General features: G+C 70.9%; 18 protein-coding genes. 3 read left to right on the top strand and 15 right to left on the bottom strand.

From position 1 onward, the window contains the following. Window positions 1-104: 104 nt before the first annotated feature. On the top strand, window positions 105-1,562 hold the full coding sequence (locus tag OG965_RS40680) for an MFS transporter (protein WP_331723685.1): 1,458 nt from the start codon (window positions 105-107) through the stop codon (window positions 1,560-1,562). Between the two features lie 96 nt (window positions 1,563-1,658). On the opposite strand, the gene OG965_RS40675 is transcribed toward OG965_RS40680, so the two are convergent. The 5 genes from OG965_RS40675 to OG965_RS40655 all read right to left on the bottom strand — a co-directional run bounded on the left by OG965_RS40675 (window position 1,659) and on the right by OG965_RS40655 (window position 8,169). Further along, a complete protein-coding gene (locus OG965_RS40675) occupies window positions 1,659-2,828 on the bottom strand; it encodes an amidase domain-containing protein (protein WP_331723684.1) in 1,170 nt (389 codons plus the stop codon). Between the two features lie 77 nt (window positions 2,829-2,905). After that, window positions 2,906-4,234 carry a hypothetical protein gene (locus OG965_RS40670; RefSeq protein WP_331723683.1) on the bottom strand — a complete coding sequence of 443 codons (1,329 nt, stop codon included), beginning with the start codon at window positions 4,232-4,234 and terminating at the stop codon, window positions 2,906-2,908. 88 nt (window positions 4,235-4,322) lie between these two features. Next, window positions 4,323-6,485 (bottom strand): transglycosylase domain-containing protein, encoded by a 2,163-nt coding sequence (locus OG965_RS40665; protein ID WP_371657220.1) that lies wholly within the window; start codon window positions 6,483-6,485, stop codon window positions 4,323-4,325. A gap of 264 nt (window positions 6,486-6,749) precedes the next feature. Next, window positions 6,750-7,286 (bottom strand): DinB family protein, encoded by a 537-nt coding sequence (locus OG965_RS40660; RefSeq protein ID WP_331723682.1) that lies wholly within the window; start codon window positions 7,284-7,286, stop codon window positions 6,750-6,752. A gap of 148 nt (window positions 7,287-7,434) precedes the next feature. Further along, complete coding sequence (locus tag OG965_RS40655; RefSeq protein ID WP_331723748.1) at window positions 7,435-8,169, bottom strand: SDR family oxidoreductase; 735 nt, start codon at window positions 8,167-8,169, stop codon at window positions 7,435-7,437. Between the two features lie 163 nt (window positions 8,170-8,332). Between OG965_RS40655 and OG965_RS40650 the strand changes: the two genes are divergently transcribed. After that, on the top strand, window positions 8,333-8,911 hold the full coding sequence (locus OG965_RS40650) for a helix-turn-helix domain-containing protein (protein ID WP_331723681.1): 579 nt from the start codon (window positions 8,333-8,335) through the stop codon (window positions 8,909-8,911). Between the two features lie 248 nt (window positions 8,912-9,159). Here OG965_RS40650 and OG965_RS40645 read toward each other — a convergent pair whose 3' ends face one another. The 6 genes from OG965_RS40645 to OG965_RS40620 all read right to left on the bottom strand — a co-directional run bounded on the left by OG965_RS40645 (window position 9,160) and on the right by OG965_RS40620 (window position 14,622). Next, window positions 9,160-9,507, bottom strand: a complete 348-nt coding sequence (locus tag OG965_RS40645) for a MerR family transcriptional regulator (RefSeq protein ID WP_331723747.1) — start codon at window positions 9,505-9,507, stop codon at window positions 9,160-9,162. 135 nt (window positions 9,508-9,642) lie between these two features. Further along, window positions 9,643-9,951, bottom strand: coding sequence for an SCO5918 family protein (locus tag OG965_RS40640; RefSeq protein ID WP_331723680.1), 309 nt, complete (start codon window positions 9,949-9,951; stop codon window positions 9,643-9,645). An 82-nt stretch (window positions 9,952-10,033) separates the two neighbouring features. Further along, window positions 10,034-11,497, bottom strand: coding sequence for a DEAD/DEAH box helicase (locus OG965_RS40635; RefSeq protein ID WP_331723679.1), 1,464 nt, complete (start codon window positions 11,495-11,497; stop codon window positions 10,034-10,036). 270 nt (window positions 11,498-11,767) lie between these two features. Next, entirely contained in the window at window positions 11,768-11,971 is a 204-nt protein-coding gene (locus tag OG965_RS40630; protein ID WP_190093980.1) for a cold-shock protein, read from the bottom strand. Between the two features lie 347 nt (window positions 11,972-12,318). Further along, the gene (locus OG965_RS40625) at window positions 12,319-13,437 is read right to left on the bottom strand and encodes a DUF5937 family protein (RefSeq protein ID WP_331723678.1); all 1,119 of its coding nucleotides are present in this window, start codon (window positions 13,435-13,437) and stop codon (window positions 12,319-12,321) included. Window positions 13,438-13,491: 54 nt separating this feature from the next. Beyond that, the gene (locus OG965_RS40620; RefSeq protein ID WP_371657219.1) at window positions 13,492-14,622 is read right to left on the bottom strand and encodes a hypothetical protein; all 1,131 of its coding nucleotides are present in this window, start codon (window positions 14,620-14,622) and stop codon (window positions 13,492-13,494) included. Window positions 14,623-14,810: 188 nt separating this feature from the next. Here OG965_RS40620 and OG965_RS40615 point away from each other — a divergent pair, with 188 nt between their 5' ends. Further along, complete coding sequence (locus tag OG965_RS40615; protein ID WP_331723676.1) at window positions 14,811-15,647, top strand: alpha/beta hydrolase; 837 nt, start codon at window positions 14,811-14,813, stop codon at window positions 15,645-15,647. 125 nt (window positions 15,648-15,772) lie between these two features. Here the strand turns inward: OG965_RS40615 and OG965_RS40610 are convergent, their stop codons facing one another. From OG965_RS40610 to OG965_RS40595, 4 genes are all read right to left on the bottom strand, one after another. After that, on the bottom strand, window positions 15,773-16,312 hold the full coding sequence (locus OG965_RS40610; RefSeq protein WP_331723675.1) for an RICIN domain-containing protein: 540 nt from the start codon (window positions 16,310-16,312) through the stop codon (window positions 15,773-15,775). 160 nt (window positions 16,313-16,472) lie between these two features. Further along, entirely contained in the window at window positions 16,473-16,988 is a 516-nt protein-coding gene (locus tag OG965_RS40605) for an NUDIX hydrolase (RefSeq protein WP_331723674.1), read from the bottom strand. Window positions 16,989-17,209: 221 nt separating this feature from the next. Then, window positions 17,210-17,539: a divalent-cation tolerance protein CutA gene (gene cutA, locus OG965_RS40600; RefSeq protein WP_331723673.1), complete on the bottom strand. Its 330-nt coding sequence runs from the start codon at window positions 17,537-17,539 to the stop codon at window positions 17,210-17,212. Window positions 17,540-17,753: 214 nt separating this feature from the next. Continuing rightward, window positions 17,754-19,103 carry a tetratricopeptide repeat protein gene (locus OG965_RS40595; protein WP_331723746.1) on the bottom strand — a complete coding sequence of 450 codons (1,350 nt, stop codon included), beginning with the start codon at window positions 19,101-19,103 and terminating at the stop codon, window positions 17,754-17,756. Window positions 19,104-19,213: the final 110 nt, after the last annotated feature.

Raw genomic sequence — 19,213 nt, 5'->3', positions numbered from 1 at the left:
ACGAAACTATCTGCTACGGTCTCACCAGTCGCCGGATCCGATCCGCTCCGATCCGACCGATCCGACGTCACCCGCCTCCTGCCTGCCTGCCGACCGGAGAGACCATGTCCACGTACACCGGTACATCCGCCCCCGCCCCCGCCATCGATGCCGCCCCGGCCCGCGCACTCCGTTCCCGCTGGGCCGCCCTCGGCGTGCTGTCCACCGGAATGCTGATGACGGTGCTCGACGGCAGCATCGTCACCGTGGCCATGCCGGCCATCCAGAACGACCTCGGCTTCTCCCCCGCCGGCCTCAGCTGGGTGGTCAACGCCTACCTGATCGCCTTCGGCAGCCTGCTGCTGCTCGCCGGGCGCCTGGGCGACCTCATCGGCCGCAAGCGGATGTTCCTCGCGGGCACCGCCGTCTTCACCGCGGCCTCCCTCCTCGCGGGCTTCGCCGCCTCCCCCGGCCTGCTGATCGCCGCCCGCTTCCTCCAGGGCGTGGGAAGCGCCATGGCCTCCGCCGTGGGCCTCGGCATCCTCGTCACCCTCTTCACCGAGCCCCGCGAACGCACCCGCGCCATCGCCGTCTTCTCCTTCACCGGAGCCGCCGGGGCCTCGCTGGGCCAAGTGCTGGGCGGGGTCCTCACCGACGCGCTCGACTGGCACTGGGTCTTCTTCATCAACCTGCCCATCGGCCTCGCCGCACTCCTGGTCGCCCTGCCCGCGCTTCCCGCCGACCGGGGGCTCGGCCTGCGCGCCGGCGCCGACACGGCGGGCGCGGTACTGGTCACGGCCGGTCTGATGACGGGCATCTACGCGGTCGTACGGGTCGAGGAGTACGGCTGGACCGCCGCTCACACCCTCGGACTCGGCGCGCTGTCCCTCGCTCTCCTGGGCGCGTTCGCCATACGCCAGACCAAGGCCCGCACCCCGCTCGTACCGCTGCGGATCCTGCGCTCGCGTGCCGTGGCCGGGGCCAACCTGGTGCAAATGCTGATGGTCGCCGCGCTGTTCTCCTTCCAGGTCCTCGTCGCTCTCTACATGCAGCGGGTCCTCGGCTACTCGGCCGCCGCCACCGGACTCGCCATGCTGCCCGCCGCCCTCGCCATCGGCGCGGTCTCGCTCGGCCTCGCGGCGCGGCTCAACTCCCGCTTCGGGGAGCGGAACGTGCTGCTCGCGGGCCTCGGCCTGCTGCTGGTGGGGCTCGGCCTGCTGGCCCGGCTGCCCGTACACGCCGACTACGTCACCGACCTGCTCCCGGTCATGCTGCTCGCCTCCGGCTTCGGCCTGGCCCTGCCCGCACTGACCACCCTCGCGATGTCGGGCGCCGACGAGCGGGACGCCGGGCTCGCCTCGGGCCTGTTCAACACCACCCAGCAGATCGGCGCGGCCCTCGGGGTGGCCGTCCTGTCCACCCTCGCCGCCTCCCGGACCGAGGCCCGCACCACGGACGGCGACTCCCCGGCCCAAGCCCTCACCGGCGGCCTCCACCTCGCCTTCGGCGTCGGCGCCGCCCTCCTGCTGGCCGCCCTCGTCGTGGCCGCGACCCTGCTGCGCGCCTCCCGCCGCACCCGCTGAACACCCCCGGCCCCACCCACCGGTCCACCGAGACGGCGGCTTCACAAGGACGCGAGTACGCGTCCTTGTGAAGCCGCCGTCTCCTGTCGGCGCCGGTCAGGTGCGGTAGGCGTAGTACGCGGCGTTGGGGTAGGACGCGATGATGCTCGCCACCGACCGCTGGCGGGTGTTGTTGGAGTGGTACGTCAGGTACGGCACGCCCTGCGGGCTGCGGTACGTGACGATCATCGTGTGGTCCTTGGACCCGTTCTTGTCGAAGTCGATCTGGAGCACATCGCCGACGTCCAGCTGGTAGACGTTGGCGAGGCTGGTGGCGCGCTTGGAGTTCTGCGCGAACCAGGACCACTCGTTGACGCCGACGAACGACTCCGACTGAATGTCGGCGGTGCCGAACCACTTGGTGTAGTCGTTCACATAACCGGGCGCGTGCTTCCAGCCGCCCGCCTTCAGGGACTGGCTGACGAAGTTGGTGCAGTCGCCGCCCGCACCGTGCGCGTTGAAGTTCGGGTAGGCCGGGTTGTAGGTGCTCCAGTACTTCTCCGCATACGCGGCCATCGCCTTGTAGTCGTAGCCCCGGGCGGTGAAGTTCTTCGGGTTGGGCGGCGCGGGCCGGGTGGTGGCCGCGCGCCGAGCCGACGGCATGGTGTCGTCGGTGGTGACGGTCGTGGTGGTGGCGGCCGTCGGCTGGTTGACCGCGCGATAGCCGTCGTCGGATTCGCGGATACCGGTCAGCCGCCAGTCGCCGCCCCCGTCGGCCTGGAACGTCAGCTCGTGGTGCGCCTGGAACCCGGTCGTCCTCGGCTCGTCGCCGCGGACCTTCTCGTACGTCAGCGTCGTGGTCTCGGTGACCGCGACGACGGCCTGGCGGCCGCTGACACGGGTGCGGTCCAGGGCGACGGAGGTGCTGGACGCGCTGTACTTCTCGCCGAGCCGCGCGAGCCGGTCCCTGCGGTCGCCGAGCTGGTGCAGGGCACTGTCCTCGGCGCGGGCGAGTTCGGAGGAGAGCGCGACCTTGCCGACGAAGCCGTCGGTCAGCGGCTTCGTCTCCTTGCCCGGCCGGTCGACCAGGGCGTGGGTGCGGTCGGTGAAGACCGCGCCGGCCAGTCGCTGGAACGTGGCCTTCGTCTTGGCGTCCATCTGTTGCCCGGCCGGGGTGGCCGCGCTCGCGCTCCAACTGGGCAGCAGCACCGCGCCCGCGACCACCGAGGCGGCGGCCGCCGTACGTATCGCCGCGCGACGATGCGTACGGCTGGATTTCGTCGACATCACTGGATCTGCCCCTCTGTTTCTTTCCCCGGCGACGGATGCCGGGGCAGGTATACGGGTTCTTGTGCAGGCCGTGGTCACTGCACGGTCGTGGACCAGTCCGGGGACTGCGCCGGGTCCAGGGAGCGCAGCCGCGTGAGCGTGGCCGGCTTCTGGACGTCCAACCAGGCGGCGAGCTCCTTGAAGGACACGCACTTGACGTCCTTCTTGGTGCACACGTTCTTGATGACGTCGTCGACGGCCTTCATGTAGATGCCGCCGTTCCACTCCTCGAAGTGGTTGCCGATGAACAGCGGGGCGCGGCTGCCGTAGTAGACGCGGTTGAACCCGGCCATGTAGGCGTCGACGCTCGCCCGCCGCCACGTGGGGTATTTCGCCGGGTCACCCTTGGTCTCACCCTTGGACTGGCTGTAGAGGAGGTTGAAGTCCATGGACAGGCCCTGGTACTCGCCGCCCTCGTACGGGAGCATCTGGAGCGGGAAGTCCCAGATGCCGTTCTTCCTCGTCGGCCAGATCTGGAAGTCACCGGCGGAGCTGGCGTCGTAGCGCCAGCCGTAGTTCTTGGCCGCCTTGAGCAGGTTGGCCTGTCCCTCCAGGCAGGGGGCCCGGCCGCCGGTGATCTCCTTCGTCAGGTCGAAGGGCAGGGGGGCGAGGTCGGTGTAGCCCGTGTTGGTCTTCCAGTGCCCCACAAATCGGTAGAACTGGTTGATCTCGCTCTTCCACTCCTCGACGCTCCAGTCGCCGCCGCCCTTCGCACCGCAGAAGTGGCCGTTGAAGTGGGTGCCGATCTCGTTGCCGTCCTCCCAGGCGCCGGTGAGCTGCGCCAGGGTGTCGCGGATGTGCTCGTCGGTGGGGAAGTCGATCGCCGCGCTGCCCCGGGGGTGCTGCGGCGGGGCGTAGAGGCCCTTCTTGCCCTTGGGCACCAGGTAGATGCCCGTGAGGAAGAAGGTCATATGGGCGTTGTACGCCTTGGCCGCCTCCCGGTAGTGGGAGAACAGCCGCTCGTCACCCTGGAGGCCGCCGTCCCAGGAGAACACCACGAACTGGGGCGGTTTCTCACCGGGCCCCAGCGGCTCCGGCTTCAACTGGCCCTTCTGCGGACCGGTGTACGAGGTCGAGCCGTCGCCGAGCACCTGCGTCCTGCCGTCCCACTCAGGCTCCGGCTCCGGCTCCTCGGAGGCCCGCGGGGTCGGCTGCTGCCGTACGCCTGCCTCCGCCTTCGTGGACCCGGTCGGGGCGGTGGTGCCGGTGCCAGTGCCAGTGCCAGTGCCAGTGCCGGAAAGCATCGGGTAGCCGGCGGCGAGGGAGGTGACGGCGACGAACGCCGCCAGGGTGAGGAACACCCGCCGGGCGGCGGGACGGCGGGGTCTACGGGCTTTGGGGCAGCGGCCCGACGGCTGCTTCATCTGTGGCTCAATCTCTCGGGGACATGGAAAGGTGCGGAGACAGGAGGCTGTCGGTGAGGGCCGGGGCGGCGCGCGCTCTCGCCGGGGATCAGCCGAGCGGGCTCATGGCACGCGACCAGATGCCGTACGGGACACTGTCGGCGGCCGTGCCGCCCAGGCCCTGAAGCGGCAGGGGTTCGAGGCTCCTGCTCAAGTCGAGGCTGTAGGCGACGACCGCGGTGGACACCTTCTTGGCGGTGCCGACGTACCAGGCGGCGGTGTCGTCCTCGGTCGTGCCCGCTTTCCCCGCGAGAGCGGCGGAGGCGGGCGCGGCGTCCGGGTGGGCGGCGCGGAAGGCGTCGGTGAGGGCGGAGGTGACCTCGCGGGCGGTGCCGGCGCCCATCGCGCGGCGGGTGGGCGGCGCGTCGAGGGCGACCGGATGGCCGTTGCGGGTGATCTGACGTACCGAGTAGGGCTCGGTGTGCACGCCGTCGGCGGCGAAGGTGGCGTAGCCGTCGGCCATGCGGATGGCGCTGGGCGTGGAGCTGCCGGTGGACAGTGTGGGCACCTGGGCGCCGATGCTGGAGGACAGCAGCCCGGCGGCCTCGGCGGTGGCACGCACCTTCTCCAGGCCGGTGTCCATGCCGAGCTGCATGAACGGCGTATTGGCCGACAGGGCGAGCGCCCGGTGCAGGGAGATTCGCCCGTAGGACGTGCCGCCGTCGTTGTGTGCGGCGACCTTGCGGCCGTTGCGGTCCCAGTACGGGCCCTCGGGCGTGCGGACGGGCACCCTGTCGTCGCCGTTGTAGAGGGTCTTCGCGGTCACCGGCGTGAGGTCGCCGTCGCGGGTCTTGCGTATGCCGTTTTCCAGTGCGGCGGCGTAGACGAACGGCAGGAACGTCGAACCGGCGGGCACGGTGGCCGCGTTGGACTCGTTGTAGCCCTGGCTGCGGTGGTCGGGGCCGCCGTAGACGGCGAGGATCCGGCCGTCGGTGGCTATGGAGGCGGCGCCGTAGCGGGCGGTCCCGGCGGTCTTCGGATGGTCTTTGCGGGCCTGCTGGTGAGCCTTGGTGACGGCGTCGGTGAGCCGGTCCTCACGGTTCTTCTCGAAGGTCGTGTAGACCTGGTGGCCACCGAGGTCGAAGTCCTTGTCGGAGAGGTGCGCGGCCTTCTTGGCGTACTGGGCGGCCAGCTCCACCAGGTACTCGCTCTGCCCGCCGGCGGCGGACAGCGGGCTGCGCCGGTGCGGCTCGGGGAACGTCTTGTACGTGGCGCGCTCCCGCGGCGACAGCTTGCCGATCGCCACCATCCGGTCGAGGATCCACGACCAGCGCTCCACGGCCCGCTCGTGGTTGGCCCTGCCGAGCGCGGGGTCGAACAGGCCGGCGCCCTTGAGCAGGCAGGCGAGGAAGGCGGCCTCGCTGACGTCGAGCCGGCTGACGTCCTTGCCGTAGTAGGCCTGGGCGGCACGCTGGACGCCGTAGGTACCGCGGCCGAACCAGCTGGTGTTGAGGTAGCTCTCCAGGATCTGGTTCTTGCTCATCCTGCGGTCGAGCTTGAGGGCGATCATCGCCTCGGTGAACTTGCGCCCGACCGTCCGGTCCTGTGCGAGGTAGACGTTCTTGACGTACTGCTGGGTGATGGTCGAGCCGCCCTGGGTGTCGCCCCGGCCGAGGGTGGAGAACAGGGCGCGGGCGACGCCCGTGAAGGAGATGCCGGGGTCGCGGTAGAAGCCCTCGTTCTCGGCGGCGAGCACCGCCGAGCGGACGTGCTCGGGGATCTCGTCCAGCGGCATCGCCTGCCGCTGCACCCAGCCGGTACGGGCCATCGGGGTGCCGTCGGCCCAGAAGTACACGTTGTCCTGCTGGGTGGCGTACGTGTTGAGGTCGTCCGGGATGTCGGTGGCGGCGTAGGCGACGGTCAGTAAGAGGGCACTCAGGCCGAGGGAGGCGAGGAAGCCGCCGAGGGTCTGGCGCCAGGAGGGGATCCAGCGGCGCCACCCGGTACGGCCCGGCCGGGGGTACCGCGGGCGCAGCCGGCGGCCGAGGCGGGCACCGAGGGAGGGGCGGGGGGCTTCGCGGCGGGGGGAGGACACGTCGGAGGCGGCGGGTGTGTCCGACCCGGCGGGTGTGCCGCCCCCGGGTAAGCGCGGTTGCCCGGTCCCGCCCTCGCCCGCACGCGACGACGGGACCGCCAACTGCGTGGTGGCGTCCGGCTCCAGGGACACCTCGTCGCCACCCTGACCATGCCCCCTCTGCCCTGCCTGGGTCACGCCCGCGCCTCCGTCCGCACTCCGTACCGCCCACGCAGGCAGACCGTACAGACGCACGAAGGTTGGATGGCGGATCTTGTAACAGCAGGAGCAAACCCCGACTCCCCCGGCCTCGCGGCGCGCTCACCTTGCTCACGCCCTTCACAAAGTCCGACGCCGGCGGGGGGGGGTGGACGGGGACCGACGGGCACGTCCACCCTCCGCATCGCGAACCGCACGCTCGACGAGAACGCGGCCAGAGGATGCGCGCCCGGCGCGCCCGGCTCACGCGTTCGCGAGTGCCACCAGTTCGAAGGCCGTCTTGCCGTCGAGGGACTCGCGGACGATGTCCGCGTGCCCGGCGTGCCGGCCGATCTCCTCGATCAGGTGCAGCAGCATCCAGCGCATCGAGACCCGGCCGTCCTTCGGGAACCACGGCGCCTGGGGCAGCGGGAAGGTGTCATCCAGGGACGGCACGGAGTGGATGAACTCCTCGGTCTGCTTGGCGATCGCGTCCCAGAACGCCAGCATCTGCGGCACCGTCTCGTCGCCGACCAGCTTGAAGCTCTCGTGCCAGGTCGACTCCTCGCGCTGCTTCTCGTTCGGCCGCTCCTGTGCCATGCGCAGCCAGCTCAGCTCGCACTCCGCCACGTGCTTGAGCAGCCCGGACAACGAGAGCTCACTGGCGCTGGGACGGCTCGCGGCCTGCTCCTCGGTGAGACCGAGCACCGTGCGCCGCAGCCCGCCGCGCTGGGCCTCGATGAACGCCAGGAGCGCGCCGCGCTCGTCGCCGCGTGCCTCTGCGGGTACGTGAGTGACCATGATGTCCGCCCTCTTCTGCCTGGGGAAATACCAGCGGGGAGGCCCTGCGCCTCCCCGCCTTCCGACAACGTCCAAGTTACGCAGTATCTAGGTCAGATCATGTCCTCAATGGAGGTCCGGCGCCCTACGAAGCGGTCCACGAGCGTTGCTAGTTCTGCGCCGTGGGGCGTACGACGATGTCCCCCACGTCGACACTCGCCGGCTGCTCGACCGCGAACGCGATCGCGCGCGCGATGGCCTCCGGCGGGATCGCGATGTCGCCCATGCTGTCGAGGATCCGCGCCTTCATCTCCGGCGCCATGGGGTCCGTGAACTCCGTACGCGTCACGCCCGGGGAGACCACGGTCACCCGCAGGTCGGCACCGGCCTCCTGGCGCAGGCCTTCGGAGAGGGTGCGTACGGCGTTCTTGGTGGCGGCGTACACACCTTGCAGCGGCACGACGCGAAGTCCCGCCGTGGAGACGGTGTTGACGAAGTGTCCGAAGCCCTGTTGGCGGAAGACGGGCAGGGCGGCGGCGATCCCGTACAGGACGCCTTTGAAGTTGACGTCGATCATCTCCTCCCAGTCCTCGACGCGCAGGTCGTCGATGGGCGAGATCAGGCCGACCCCGGCGTTGCTGACGAGGACGTCGAGCCTGCCGTAGCGGGTACGGGCCAGGTCGACCAGGGCGGTCAGGTCGGCACGGTGCTTCACGTCCATACGGGCCCAGACGGCCTGGCCGCCGGCCTTCTCGATACGGGCGGCCAGCGCCTCCAGGCGGTCCGGGCGGCGGGCGCCGAGGACGACTTTCGCGCCGCGCTCGGCCAGCAGCAGCGCGGTGGCCTCGCCGATCCCGCTGCTGGCACCGGTGATCGCGACGACCTTGCCCGCGATGCCCTCGATGTCTTCGACGCCCTCGATTTGCGGCACGGTTGATCCTTCCGGGGAGCAGAGGGGAGGGCGGCGCGTAACCTACCGTAGAAGTGGAGGCGCCGCCGGTTAGTCGCCACCACCGTAAGTGGAGGACCCTCCACTTAGCAATGGAGACGAGGAGAACCAGCCACCCATGGCACGGGATACGGAACGCCCCCTGCGCGCCGACGCGCAGCGCAACCGGGACAAGATCCTGGCCGCAGCGGTGCGCGTGTTCACCGAGGAGGGGCTGAACGCCCACTTCGAGCGCATCGCGAAAGAGGCGGGCGTGGGCACCGGCACGCTCTACCGCAACTTCCCGACCCGGGAAGCCCTGATCGAGGCGGCGTACCGCAACGAGGTGGCCCGTCTGTGCGACGCCGTCCCCGAACTGCTCGCGGCGGCGCCCCCGCACGAGGCTCTGCGTACGTGGATGGGCCGCTTCGTCGACTACGCCACCGCCAAACTCGGCATGGCCGACGCCCTGCGCTCCGTCGTCGCCTCGGGCGGCGATCCGTACGGGCGCAGCCGCGACATGATCCAGGACGCCCTCACCACGCTCATGGAAGCGGGTACGGACACCGGCGCCTTCCGCTCCGACATCCGGCCCACCGACATGTTCGCCGCCCTCGCCGGGATCGCCCTCACCTCGGCGGCCCCGGACCAACGAGGCCAGGCAGAGCGCCTTCTCGACCTCACGATGGACGGGCTGACCCGCGTCGGGGGTGCGTAGGGGGTGCCTTGCTCGGCAGATGGTGGTCCAGCACAGAGATTGCCCCTACCGTCGCTGTTCAGAGACACCCGAGGGAGCGGTGCGGCGGCTCGGCCGACCGCACTGGCTGCATCGCCCGCCGCGCCCTCGCGGACCCTCGCCAAGCGTCTGCTCGATGTGGTGGACGCGCAACGGGCCCTGGGCGGGTCGAGGCCGCCGCCCACCCGACGGAGACCGCGCCGGAGAAGGCGCAGGGGCTGGTGCTCCAGTCAGGGTGAGTCGCTCGGCCCGTCGTTCTTCTCGGCCGCCGCGCGGCGGTATCCCTCGTTGATCCGCTGCGCTTCCTCCAGCTGGTCTTCGAGGATGACGATGCGGCAGGCGGCCTCGACGGGGGTGCCCTGGTCGACGAGTTCGCGGGCGCGGGCGGCGATGCGGAGCTGGTAGCGGGAGTAGCGGCGGTGGCCGCCCTCCGAGCGCAGGGGGGTGATCAGGCGTGCCTCGCCCAGGGCCCGCAGGAAGGCGGGGGTGGTGCCGAGCATTTCGGCGGCCCGGCCCATGGTGTAGGCCGGGTAGTCGTCGTCGTCCAGACGGTCGCCGAGCGGATTCTCTGCTGTCACTGTCACCTCGTCGTGCGGATGTAGCTGCGGGCTCGGTGAATTCAACAGCATCGGCCGGGTCCGCCGTCACACCGGGACACGGATGAGGGCCCTGCCGACGCGCGTCGGCAGGGCCCTCATGTGTGTCTTGGTGCGTTACGCGGGCGTGGACGCGCCCAGCAGTGCCGACGCCGTCTGGAGCGGCGTCAGCTCGCGGGCGGGCATCTCCTCGGGGGCGACGCGGCACGTGAAGCCGAGGAGGGTCATCGCGCGGATGACCTCCCAGGCGCTGAAGTCGCGGCGGTCCTGGCGCGTGATGACCTCGCCGACCTGCTTGACGGGGTAGCGGCGGCGGCCGATGAGCACGGACTCGCCTTCGACGGGCTGGGGCTTGACGCCCTTCATCGAGGCCTCCACCCCGCTCTTGGTGAGGTCGAACGGGAAACGGGCGATGACGCAACGCATGGTGCCTCCAAAGGGGAGAGGAGTGGGGAGTGGGAGCTCGTTCGGGGGGCGGGGCCGTCTCCGGCCCCGCCCTCGCCTCCGTTTACGCCGCCGCCTCCGCGCCGGGCCTGCGCTGCCCCGCCCCCGTACCGCGTACGCGCCGGTCCTGGCCCGTACGGCTGCGGCGCCCGCGCGAAGAAGCGGCGGCGCGGGGGCGCTCCGCCACCGGGGCGGTGATCGTGACCGGGATGCCCGAGGGGGCCTGGGCGCCGGTGATGCGGGTCAACTCCGCGTCGCCGGAGCGTACTTGGGTGGTCTGGGGGACGATCCCGGCCGTGGCCATCAGGCGGCTCATGTCGCGGCGCTGGTTGGGCGTCACCAGGGTGACGACGCTGCCGGAGGCACCCGCGCGGGCGGTGCGGCCGCCGCGGTGCAGGTAGTCCTTGTGGTCGGCGGGCGGATCGACGTTGACGACCAGGTCGAGGTCGTCGACGTGGATGCCGCGGGCCGCGACGTTGGTGGCCACCAGTACCGTCACATGGCCGGTCTTGAACCGGGCCAGGGTCCGGGTGCGCTGCGGCTGGGACTTGCCGCCGTGCAGCGCGGCCGCCCGTACGCCGCTGCTGAGCAGGTGCTCGGTCAGCCGGTCGACGGCGTGCTTGGTGTCCAGGAACATCAGCACCCGGCCGTCGCGGGCCGCGATCTCGGTGGTCGCTTGGTGCTTGTCGGCGCCGTGGACGTGGAGCACGTGGTGCTCCATCGTGGTGACCGCGCCCGCCGAGGGGTCGACGGAGTGGACCACCGGGTCCGTGAGGTAGCGGCGGACCAGCAGGTCCACGTTGCGGTCCAGGGTGGCCGAGAACAGCATCCGCTGGCCCTCGGGGCGCACCTGGTCCAGGAGCGCGGTCACCTGGGGCATGAAGCCCATGTCGGCCATCTGGTCGGCCTCGTCCAGGACGGTGATGCCGACCTGGTTCAGCCGGCAGTCGCCGCGCTCGATGAGGTCCTTGAGGCGGCCGGGCGTCGCCACGACGACCTCGGCGCCCGAGCGCAGCGCGCCCGCCTGCCTGCCGATCGACATCCCGCCGACGACGGTGGCGAGGCGCAGCTTCAGCGACCGGGCGTACGGCGTGAGCGCGTCGGTGACCTGCTGCGCGAGCTCGCGCGTCGGGACGAGGACGAGTGCCAGCGGCTGACGGGGCTCGGCGCGCTGTCCTGCCGTACGGGCCAGGAGTGCGAGGCCGAAGGCGAGGGTCTTGCCCGAGCCGGTGCGGCCCCGGCCCAGTACGTCACGGCCCGCGAGGGAGTTCGGCAGGGTGGCCGCCTGGATCGGGAACGGCACGGTGACGCCCTGCGTGCTCAGCGCCGCCAGGAGCGGGCGCGGCAGCGCCAGGTCGGCGAAGGCCTCGACGGCCGGGAGTGCGGGGGTGAGCGTCTGGGGCGGCGCGAACTCGCCCTGCGGGGCGGAGGGGCGGCGGCCGTAGCCGGAGCGCGGGCCGCTGCGCGTCGGGGAGTGCGTACCGGTGCGTGCGCGGGGAAAACGGTCGTTCGTGCGTGTGCGGTTCAAGAGGAACCTTCCTTGATGCTGCTTGCTGCGGCACGTATCAAGGAATTCCCGGGGAACACGGGTGGCACGGGGAATCGCAAGAACGAGCCAATCAGATGCGAGATGCGTGATGCGCGGGAGCGGATCGGCCGGGGGGCGTTTCTCGCGGCGCGTCGCTGGAATACGGGCCGGGCCGTGGCCCGGAAAAAAACGAGCTGGGGCCCGCACCCCAAGGTGCGGGCCCCAGCTACGACGGACGCGTGTGCGTCTACGTCTTCGTCTGCGTCAAGATCAGGCGGGAACGATGTTCTCGGCCGTCGGGCCCTTCTGGCCCTGCGCGATGTCGAAGGTCACCTTCTGACCTTCCTGGAGCTCGCGGAAGCCCTGGGCGGCGATGTTCGAGTAGTGGGCGAACACGTCCGGGCCGCCACCCTCCTGCTCGATGAAGCCGAAGCCCTTTTCCGCGTTGAACCACTTCACGGTACCAGCAGCCATGTCAATCTCCTTCGGGGCATTTCCCGGAACCCGCACCGTGCGGACTCCGCGTCACTGCGATGATTACCCCGCCCGGAGAAAGACCGGGACATACAAAAGTGCTCCCACCCTGCCCTGGAGTGCAGGACGAAGGCGAGGGCACTTGAAGTTTTTGGGAACCACAACTGCAACTGAGATCGACAGTAGCACGGCATAGCGGAAACCGCACTGCTCAATAATTCGCTTCCGCCCGTCGCACAAGAAATTATGAGCGCGCTTCGAGCCAAATTCTTCTATGGCGGGAACAGATTTTTATTCACTCGCCGAAGGAGGTCTCGCCGCCCACAGCCCCGCCCCGCCCCCGTGCGTCAGCGCAGCACACCCTCCAGGAAGTCGCTGCCCAGGCGGGCGACGACGGTGAGGTCCAGCTGGTGGTGTACGTAACGACCGCGCCGGCGGGTGGTGATCAGACCGGCCTTCTTCAGGGCCGCGATGTGCCGGGAGACCTCGGGCGCGCTGATGTCGTGGGCGGCCGCGAGCTCGGTCGTGGTGTACGCGGAGCGGGCCAGGTAGCGGCACATCCGGATGCGCATCGGGTGGGCCAGGGCCTCCATGCGCAGCTCCAGCAGGTCCAGGGAGCCGGGGCCGGCCAGCGTGGGGGCGGCGGCCGGGTAGTGGATCACCGGTCGCCAGCGGGGTGCGTGCAGCACCCACAGGTGCGGCCAGCCGAAGGAGGAGGGGACGAAGGTGACGCCGGGGCCGACGGCCGGGTCGAGCGCCTGCGTACGGCCGCTGCTCAGCTTGTCCACGCTGATACGGGACCCGTCCTCGGCGAGCGCAACGGCGGGCGAGACCTCGGCCAGCGCCTCGGCCAGGCCCTTGTGGCGCAGCACCTGCGTCTTGTGCCGGGCGTCGGCGGCGAGCTCGACGCGTACGCGCTGCCAGACGTCGTCGAAGAACGCCTCGGCGCAGTCCTCGAAGAGGCGCCGGGTCCAGGCCCGCAGGGCGGGCGGGTCCTCCAGGAGGCGGGTGGCGAAGTCGAGTTGCCGAGGTCCCCGGGCTGCGGCGCGCTCCAGGGCCTGGGCGCGGGCCTTGGCGTTGCTGAGCGGGGAGGGGCCGCCGCGGCCGTAGTGGCTGGTGCAGGAGATCTCCAGGGCGGCGTCGACGAACACGTCGTCGTCGAGCCGGTCGAGCATGTCCAGCTCCTCGGCGAGGGTGGCGCCCGGGCGGCCGTGCGTGTCGGGCAGCGCGGCGAACGGCAGCGAGATGTCGGAGAAGGAGGAGGTCCACAGGAACTCCGCCTCGCACAGCCGGTCCGCGAGATCGGGCTTGAGGGCGGCGTTCGTGGCGGTGGTCCACCCGTGCAGGCCGGGGTGGTGCCCCGGCTCGGCCAGGGCGTGCAGCGCGGCGCACAGCTCGGCCAGCGGCGCCGGGCTGAACAGAAGACGCTCGGGCGGCAGTCCGGCGATGTCGATGATCACGCTCATGGGGTTATGGTGCCGGACTTTGCGCAGGTGGGGAGCGTAATTTGACGGTTCTCGTCAATCGTCCGTCTCCCCTTGACCGGTCGCCCGGCGTACGAGGGCGGCCGCCGCCCGCTGGGTGCCGCCGTGGCCGAAGCGGTCGGTGAGCGCCCGCGCCCGGCTCGGGGCGGGGCCGAGGCCGGCGGTGGACTTGGCGATGCGGGCGGTGAGCAGGTCGCGCAGGGCGGGGGTGTCCGAGGTCCGGCGGACGGCCGCGCCGACGGCGGCCAGGAAGTCCGGGGTGGGTGCGGCGTCGTCGATGGCCTGGCCGAGGTCGGCCCAGTCGAGGTGGGCGTCGCAGTAGCCGTGGGCGGCGAGTCGGCGGGCCTGGGCGGGGTGGGTCTCGTTGACGGAGGGCAGCCAGAGGGTGGGGACGCCGGTGGCCGCGGCGTCGTAGATGTGGCCGAGGCCCGGGGTCATACAGGCGTACGCGGCGCCGCCCATGAGGTCGAGCACGTCGGCGTGGCCGTACGTGCCCACGGCCGGGTCGGCCAGCTCCGCGGCGACGCGGCGGCTCGCGGTGGCGACGACGGGCCGCGCGACCGGTTGCGCGGCCCGGACGGCCTCCAGCATCAGGCGTGCGTACGCGACGGCGTCGGACGTCCGCCAGTACGGGTTGTGCAGTCCCCCGAGGTTGACCAGGACGTGCCGCCCGGGGCGCCAGGCGCGGCGGGGCGGGATGAGCGGGGGGACAACGAGGGCACGCGAGCGCAGCGCGGGATCCGCCGCGATGCGCTCACGTACGCCGAAGAAGTCCTGGGCGAGGTAGACCACGGTGTCGCGGGCGACGGCGGGGATCTCGGGCCAGAACCAGGTGAGCGCGTCGTAGACGGCCACGTCCAGTCCGGCGCGGCGGGCGAGGGCGGCGGCGGGGAAGTCCATGGCGGTGACGAACAGGTCGTAGTGGGGCGCCCGTCGGCGTAGTTGGGCCAGCCGTTGGTCCTCGGGCAGGTCCGTCCAGTCGTGGATCGCGCGGTAGGGCGGGGTGCGCTGGAGGTCGAGGGTGTGCCCCTCGCCGACGTAGTCGATCACGCAGCCGAGGAGGGCCAGCTCCTCGGCGAGTACGGCGGCCGCCGCGGCCGGTCCGAAGCCGAAGGCCTGTGCGTTGATCAGCAGACGGGGGCCGGGGGCGGGGAGACGGTCGGCCATGTCGGCTGCTCCGGAGGGGAGTTGGGGCTGGGCCGGTGGGCCGGCGGCCCCTTGGTCGCCTGGCATCCTGGGGCCACCTGGCATCCTGGCGGACCATACCCCGGAATCGCTACGATGAGTCATTTTCCGTGACGCAGAGGCGCGGAGGCACTGGCGGAGACGCTGGCGGAGACACTGATGGGAGCACCATGGACCCGCTGGAGACGGACACCCCGGTCGCCGTCGGCGCGCTCGCCGTCCCGGGGGCGACCCTGCACTACGAAGTGCGCGGCACCGGCCCCCTGCTGCTCCTTCTCTGCGGCGGCAACTCCGACGCCGCCGTCTTCGACCGGCTCGCCGCCGTGCTGGCGGTGGACCACCGCGTGGTCACGGTCGACCCGCGGGGCAACTCCCGCAGCACGTTGGAGGGCCCGCCCGTCGACCAACGCATCGAGGTGCATGCGGACGACGCGTACCGCCTGCTTGAGCGGTTGTCGCCGGGCGGCGGCCCGGTGCGGGTGTTCGGCAGCTGCTCGGGCGGGCTGACCGCGCTCGAACTCGCCCGGCGCCACCCGGAGCGGATCGCCGCACTGGTGGTGCACGAGCCGCCCGCGTTCGGGCTGCTGCCGGACGCGGCGCAGCGGCTCGCGTTCATCGACGGGGTGTACGGGACGTTCTGCCGGGAGGGGGTCGGGGCGGCCATGGCCGAGTTCAGCGTGCTCTTCGGCGGCCGCGCGGCCCCGGAACTGCCGGAGGCGCACGACAACACGGCGTTCTTCCTGGCCCACATGCTGCGCCCCTCGACCCACTTCTTGCCTGATCTCGCCGCCCTGGCCTCGCTGGCGGACCGCATCTTGGTGGCCGGGGGCCGCGACTCCCGTACGCAGGCGGTGCACCGCCCGGTCGAGGCACTGGCCGAGCGGCTCGGGCGGCGGCTCCTGGAGTTCCCCGGGGGGCATGTCGGGTACGCGAAGTGGCCGGAGGAGTTCGCGGGGTTGCTGCGGGGGGCGCTGGCGGGGTTGCCGGAGCTGCCGGGCGGTGGGTGAGCGGGCTCGGCGGGCGAGCGGGCTCGGCGGGTGAACGGGCGGCGCGCCGTCGGCCCGCCCGCTCACCCGGTCACCCGGTCACCGGCTTAGCCGCTCACCCGGTCAGCCGCTCACCCGTGCCGATGTCAGCCGACCGTCATCCAGTGCTGGTCGCTGTGGCCGTTGCAGTCCCAGATGACGACCGGCGCGCCGTCGCCGCTGCCCTTGTACTGGGCGAGGCACTTGTTGCCGTCGTCGTTGGCCCAGGCCGCGTGGCTGCGGATCGCCCTGTACCGCGGGTCGCTGGAGACGGTGTCGAAGTACCACAGCTGGTCGGGGTTCCCGTTGCAGTCCCAGCCGACGACGGTCGTGCCGTTGCCGGTCGCGCCCTGCCACGTACCAAGACACTGGCCGTAGCCGTTCTTGATCTCGTAGTAGGCGCCGCCGCCGTCGCTGCCCTTGTACTCCGCGCGGTGCCACTGCTGGTCGGGGTTGTGGTTGCAGTGCCACATGATCGCGATGTTCTGGTACTCCTTGGCCATGTCGATGGCCAGGCAGTGGTTGTTGTTCTGGTTCACGAACTCGTTCGTCGACGAGGCCGAGGCCGTCGCCGAGGACGACAGCGTCATCCCGGCGGCCATGGCGAGGGCCGATGCCGTCATCAGTGCGGTCTTGAGAATTTTCATGTGTCCCCCGTGGTCGAGTGGTGGTGACATTGCGGGTCGTCACCGACCCGTCGGGAATCGTCACAGCTCTCTCCAACAGCCCACTAACAGGGCGCCAACGCGGTCGCGGGCATGCCGTTGGTTTCGGCCCTGCGGCGAAGTCGGCGCTTCCCTGCGGAACTCAAGGCATCGTCGACTGGCCATCCCGCAGAAACTGCGGTCGTCCTGTGGTGATGGCGGCAATGGCGGCATCGAACCTGCGGCTCAGCCTGTCCCGTAGCCAAGCGCCGGCCCTGCACGGGTGTACGAAGGCCAGCTCGGACAGTTCCTCGTCCTGGGGGCTCACGGCGGCGGCCTGGTCGTGGTCGAGGGTTCCGCCGTCGAAGATGAACGCGATCTGGTCGTCCCAGGGGCCGTGCGGCGGGACCCAGTCCACGACCAGCAGCCCCTGGAGGGGAAGGTCGAGGCCGAGTTCCTCCTTGAGTTCGCGGCGGGCCGCGTCGTCGGGGGCTTCGTTGTCTTCGGCCATGCCGCCGGGGAAGTCCCACCCGGGTTTGTAGGTGGGCTTGACCAGGAGGACGTTGCCGTCGGGGTCGCGGAGGATGACATCGGCGGCGACGCGTTTGCGGGCCTGGGCGGCGTTGCCTTCGGCGAGGTACGCGTTCCAGGCGTCGGGGTCGGCGGGCGTGGGCCTCATCGTGCGGTGCCTTCCCTGGGCGGCGGGACGATGTCGGCGAGCAACAGCATTCTGGCGAGGTCGAGCACGCCGCCGCGATCACCGGCCGCGTACTCGACCTGTCCACCGGACTGGCCTCCACCCGTCCCGCCGACCGGGCCAAGCTGATGATTCAGCGGCTGCGGCCCCACCGGGCCATCGCTCCGGTGGGGCAACTGCTCGAACGCGCCGGGCAGTAAGGCTCAGCGGGTGGCGCGGGTGATCCACTCCAGGTAGGCCGGCGGCCCGGACAGTATGGGCAAGGAGATGATCTCCGGGGAGTCGTACGGATGCTCCGCGCCCACCAGGGCTGCCAGCTCCGGCAGCCGGTCGCCCGTGGTGCGGAACAGGACCTGCCACTCCGTGCCCTGGGCGACCTCACCGAGATGCCGGTACGTCGTCTCGATCGGCCCCGACACCTGCCCCGACGCGGCAAGCCGGGCATCCACGACGGACCGGGACAGCTTGTCCGCCCCGTCCTTCGTGTCCACGGTCGTCATCACCAGCACATAGCTGCTCAGATCCTCATCCATGGCCGCAAGCTATCCGCCGACGGCACCGACGGGATGGGTTCTGCGAAGAGGTGACCAGCAGCACGCTCCCTGGGGCCACTCGGTCCAATTGCGGGCAGGAGCAAGCCTGCCCGAGTTGCCGGGCCAGCGTACGGCTCCCTGACCATGCCCGACCCCAACCCGAACAGGACACCGGCCAAAGGCACTCCGGCCGCCCGCGTGGGTCGGTGCCGCGTCACCTGGGCTGGCCAACGAGTGCGGGCGGGGCGATCGTGCGGGCCCGTTCGTAGAGGTCGCGGGCGGCGGTGTTCTTCTGGTGGGGGCGGATCAGGCTGAACATGGTCTTGATGCGGTCGTCGGCGCGGCCGGACTGAACCATGGGGTAGTCGTCGAGCGCCTGGTGCCACGTCGCGCAGGCGGCCTCCAGATGGCCGACCTCGAATTGCCGTTCGGCGAGGTATGTACGTTGACGTACCCGGGTGCGGCGGTAGATGCCGTACAGGAGCCGGTCGGACTGTTGCAGGGCTTCAACAGCACCCTGGGTATCGCCGAGCTCGTAACGCACCTGGCTGATGTGGTAGTTGAGGGATGAGGGGTCGTAGGAGCCGAACGCCCTGCCTCGTGATTCAGCCTGGTCCATGGCGGCTTCTGCCTCACGCATGTACCGGAGGGCCCTGGTGCGGTCGCCGGTCTGGGCGGAGGCGTGTGCCTGTTGTCCGGCGAGGAAGGCCCGCATTCGGGGGCCCGCTTTGGGGGAGGCTGCGGCAGCGGCGTCGGCCAGCTCCATTGCCTTGGCCCCGTGCCCAAGGTCTACGGCCTGCACGCTCATGCCCCGCAATGTTGTGCAGTACGTCAGGTGATCCTCGGCAGCGCCCGCCAGCTCCAGGGCCTTGACGTAGTAGCGCTGGGCGAGCCCGTGCAGGCCTTCGTCCACGGCCATGTAGCCGGTGAGGTACAGCAGGTCCGAAGCCGCCGACAGCATGGCTTGCCGGACGTTCTCCGGGGCGTCGGCCCGCAGGTACGCGGCGACCGTGTTGACCATGAACGAGGCCGCCATGGGCCGTGCGTGGCGGCCGCCGAACTGGTCGTCCAGCTCCGAGACCCGTTCGGTCATGGAGACCACCATGTCCACCTCGTTCATGCCGATCCGCGAAGCACGGCCGCTCTGGACGGCTTCGGCGCGGCCGATGACGTCGGGCCAGCCGGGGATGGTGAGCGCGACGGAGAAGAGGCCTGCGCCCAGGACGCTCCTGCGTGACGGGTCCATGTCGAGCCTCCCCAGGTCGATCATCCCTTCCACGGTATCCGTGGTGGTGGGGGAGTGACCGGAGGGGAGCGGCAGGCCCGCTTCAGCGTGAGTGACCGGGCGCCGGAGCCGCCGTGACAAGGCTTCGAGGAGGCACGACCGAACCGCTGTTCGCGGCATGGTGCCGTCGAGCCAGTGGCTCACCGCGGATTCGTCGTAGCGCAGCGGAGAGCCGGTCTCCGTGCCGACGCGGTTCACGGCCCGCGCGAACTGGCGATACGTCCAGTGGGTCTCGGCGAGCAGCCGAGCCAGAGCCACGTTCGGCGCCCGTGTCGCCATGGCCATCAACTCCCCGCGCCCTCACGGACTTTCAAGGCTTTCAAGTCCCGCCGTTGCGCCAACGGTACCGCCGTGTGTGGTCACGCGGTTGCGTAGAGGAAGCAGAGATC

Source organism: Streptomyces sp. NBC_00224, assembly GCF_041435195.1.
In the GTDB taxonomy this organism is placed as follows: Bacteria; Actinomycetota; Actinomycetes; order Streptomycetales; family Streptomycetaceae; genus Streptomyces.
Note: the sequence above shows the minus strand (reverse complement) of the source record. Positions and strands in the feature narration are given on the sequence as shown.

What these genes read in the sequence shown, in the direction of transcription:
- OG965_RS40680 (WP_331723685.1), top strand. Translation starts at nt 105, where the DNA reads ATGTCCACGTACACCGGTACATCCGCCCCCGCCCCCGCCATCGATGCC.
- OG965_RS40675 (WP_331723684.1), bottom strand. Translation starts at nt 2,828, where the DNA reads ATGTCGACGAAATCCAGCCGTACGCATCGTCGCGCGGCGATACGTACG.
- OG965_RS40670 (WP_331723683.1), bottom strand. Translation starts at nt 4,234, where the DNA reads ATGAAGCAGCCGTCGGGCCGCTGCCCCAAAGCCCGTAGACCCCGCCGT.
- OG965_RS40660 (WP_331723682.1), bottom strand. Translation starts at nt 7,286, where the DNA reads ATGGTCACTCACGTACCCGCAGAGGCACGCGGCGACGAGCGCGGCGCG.
- OG965_RS40650 (WP_331723681.1), top strand. Translation starts at nt 8,333, where the DNA reads ATGGCACGGGATACGGAACGCCCCCTGCGCGCCGACGCGCAGCGCAAC.
- OG965_RS40640 (WP_331723680.1), bottom strand. Translation starts at nt 9,951, where the DNA reads ATGCGTTGCGTCATCGCCCGTTTCCCGTTCGACCTCACCAAGAGCGGG.
- OG965_RS40630 (WP_190093980.1), bottom strand. Translation starts at nt 11,971, where the DNA reads ATGGCTGCTGGTACCGTGAAGTGGTTCAACGCGGAAAAGGGCTTCGGC.
- OG965_RS40625 (WP_331723678.1), bottom strand. Translation starts at nt 13,437, where the DNA reads ATGAGCGTGATCATCGACATCGCCGGACTGCCGCCCGAGCGTCTTCTG.
- OG965_RS40620 (WP_371657219.1), bottom strand. Translation starts at nt 14,622, where the DNA reads ATGGCCGACCGTCTCCCCGCCCCCGGCCCCCGTCTGCTGATCAACGCA.
- OG965_RS40615 (WP_331723676.1), top strand. Translation starts at nt 14,811, where the DNA reads ATGGACCCGCTGGAGACGGACACCCCGGTCGCCGTCGGCGCGCTCGCC.
- OG965_RS40610 (WP_331723675.1), bottom strand. Translation starts at nt 16,312, where the DNA reads ATGAAAATTCTCAAGACCGCACTGATGACGGCATCGGCCCTCGCCATG.
- OG965_RS40605 (WP_331723674.1), bottom strand. Translation starts at nt 16,988, where the DNA reads ATGAGGCCCACGCCCGCCGACCCCGACGCCTGGAACGCGTACCTCGCC.
- cutA (WP_331723673.1), bottom strand. Translation starts at nt 17,539, where the DNA reads ATGGATGAGGATCTGAGCAGCTATGTGCTGGTGATGACGACCGTGGAC.
- OG965_RS40595 (WP_331723746.1), bottom strand. Translation starts at nt 19,103, where the DNA reads ATGGCGACACGGGCGCCGAACGTGGCTCTGGCTCGGCTGCTCGCCGAG.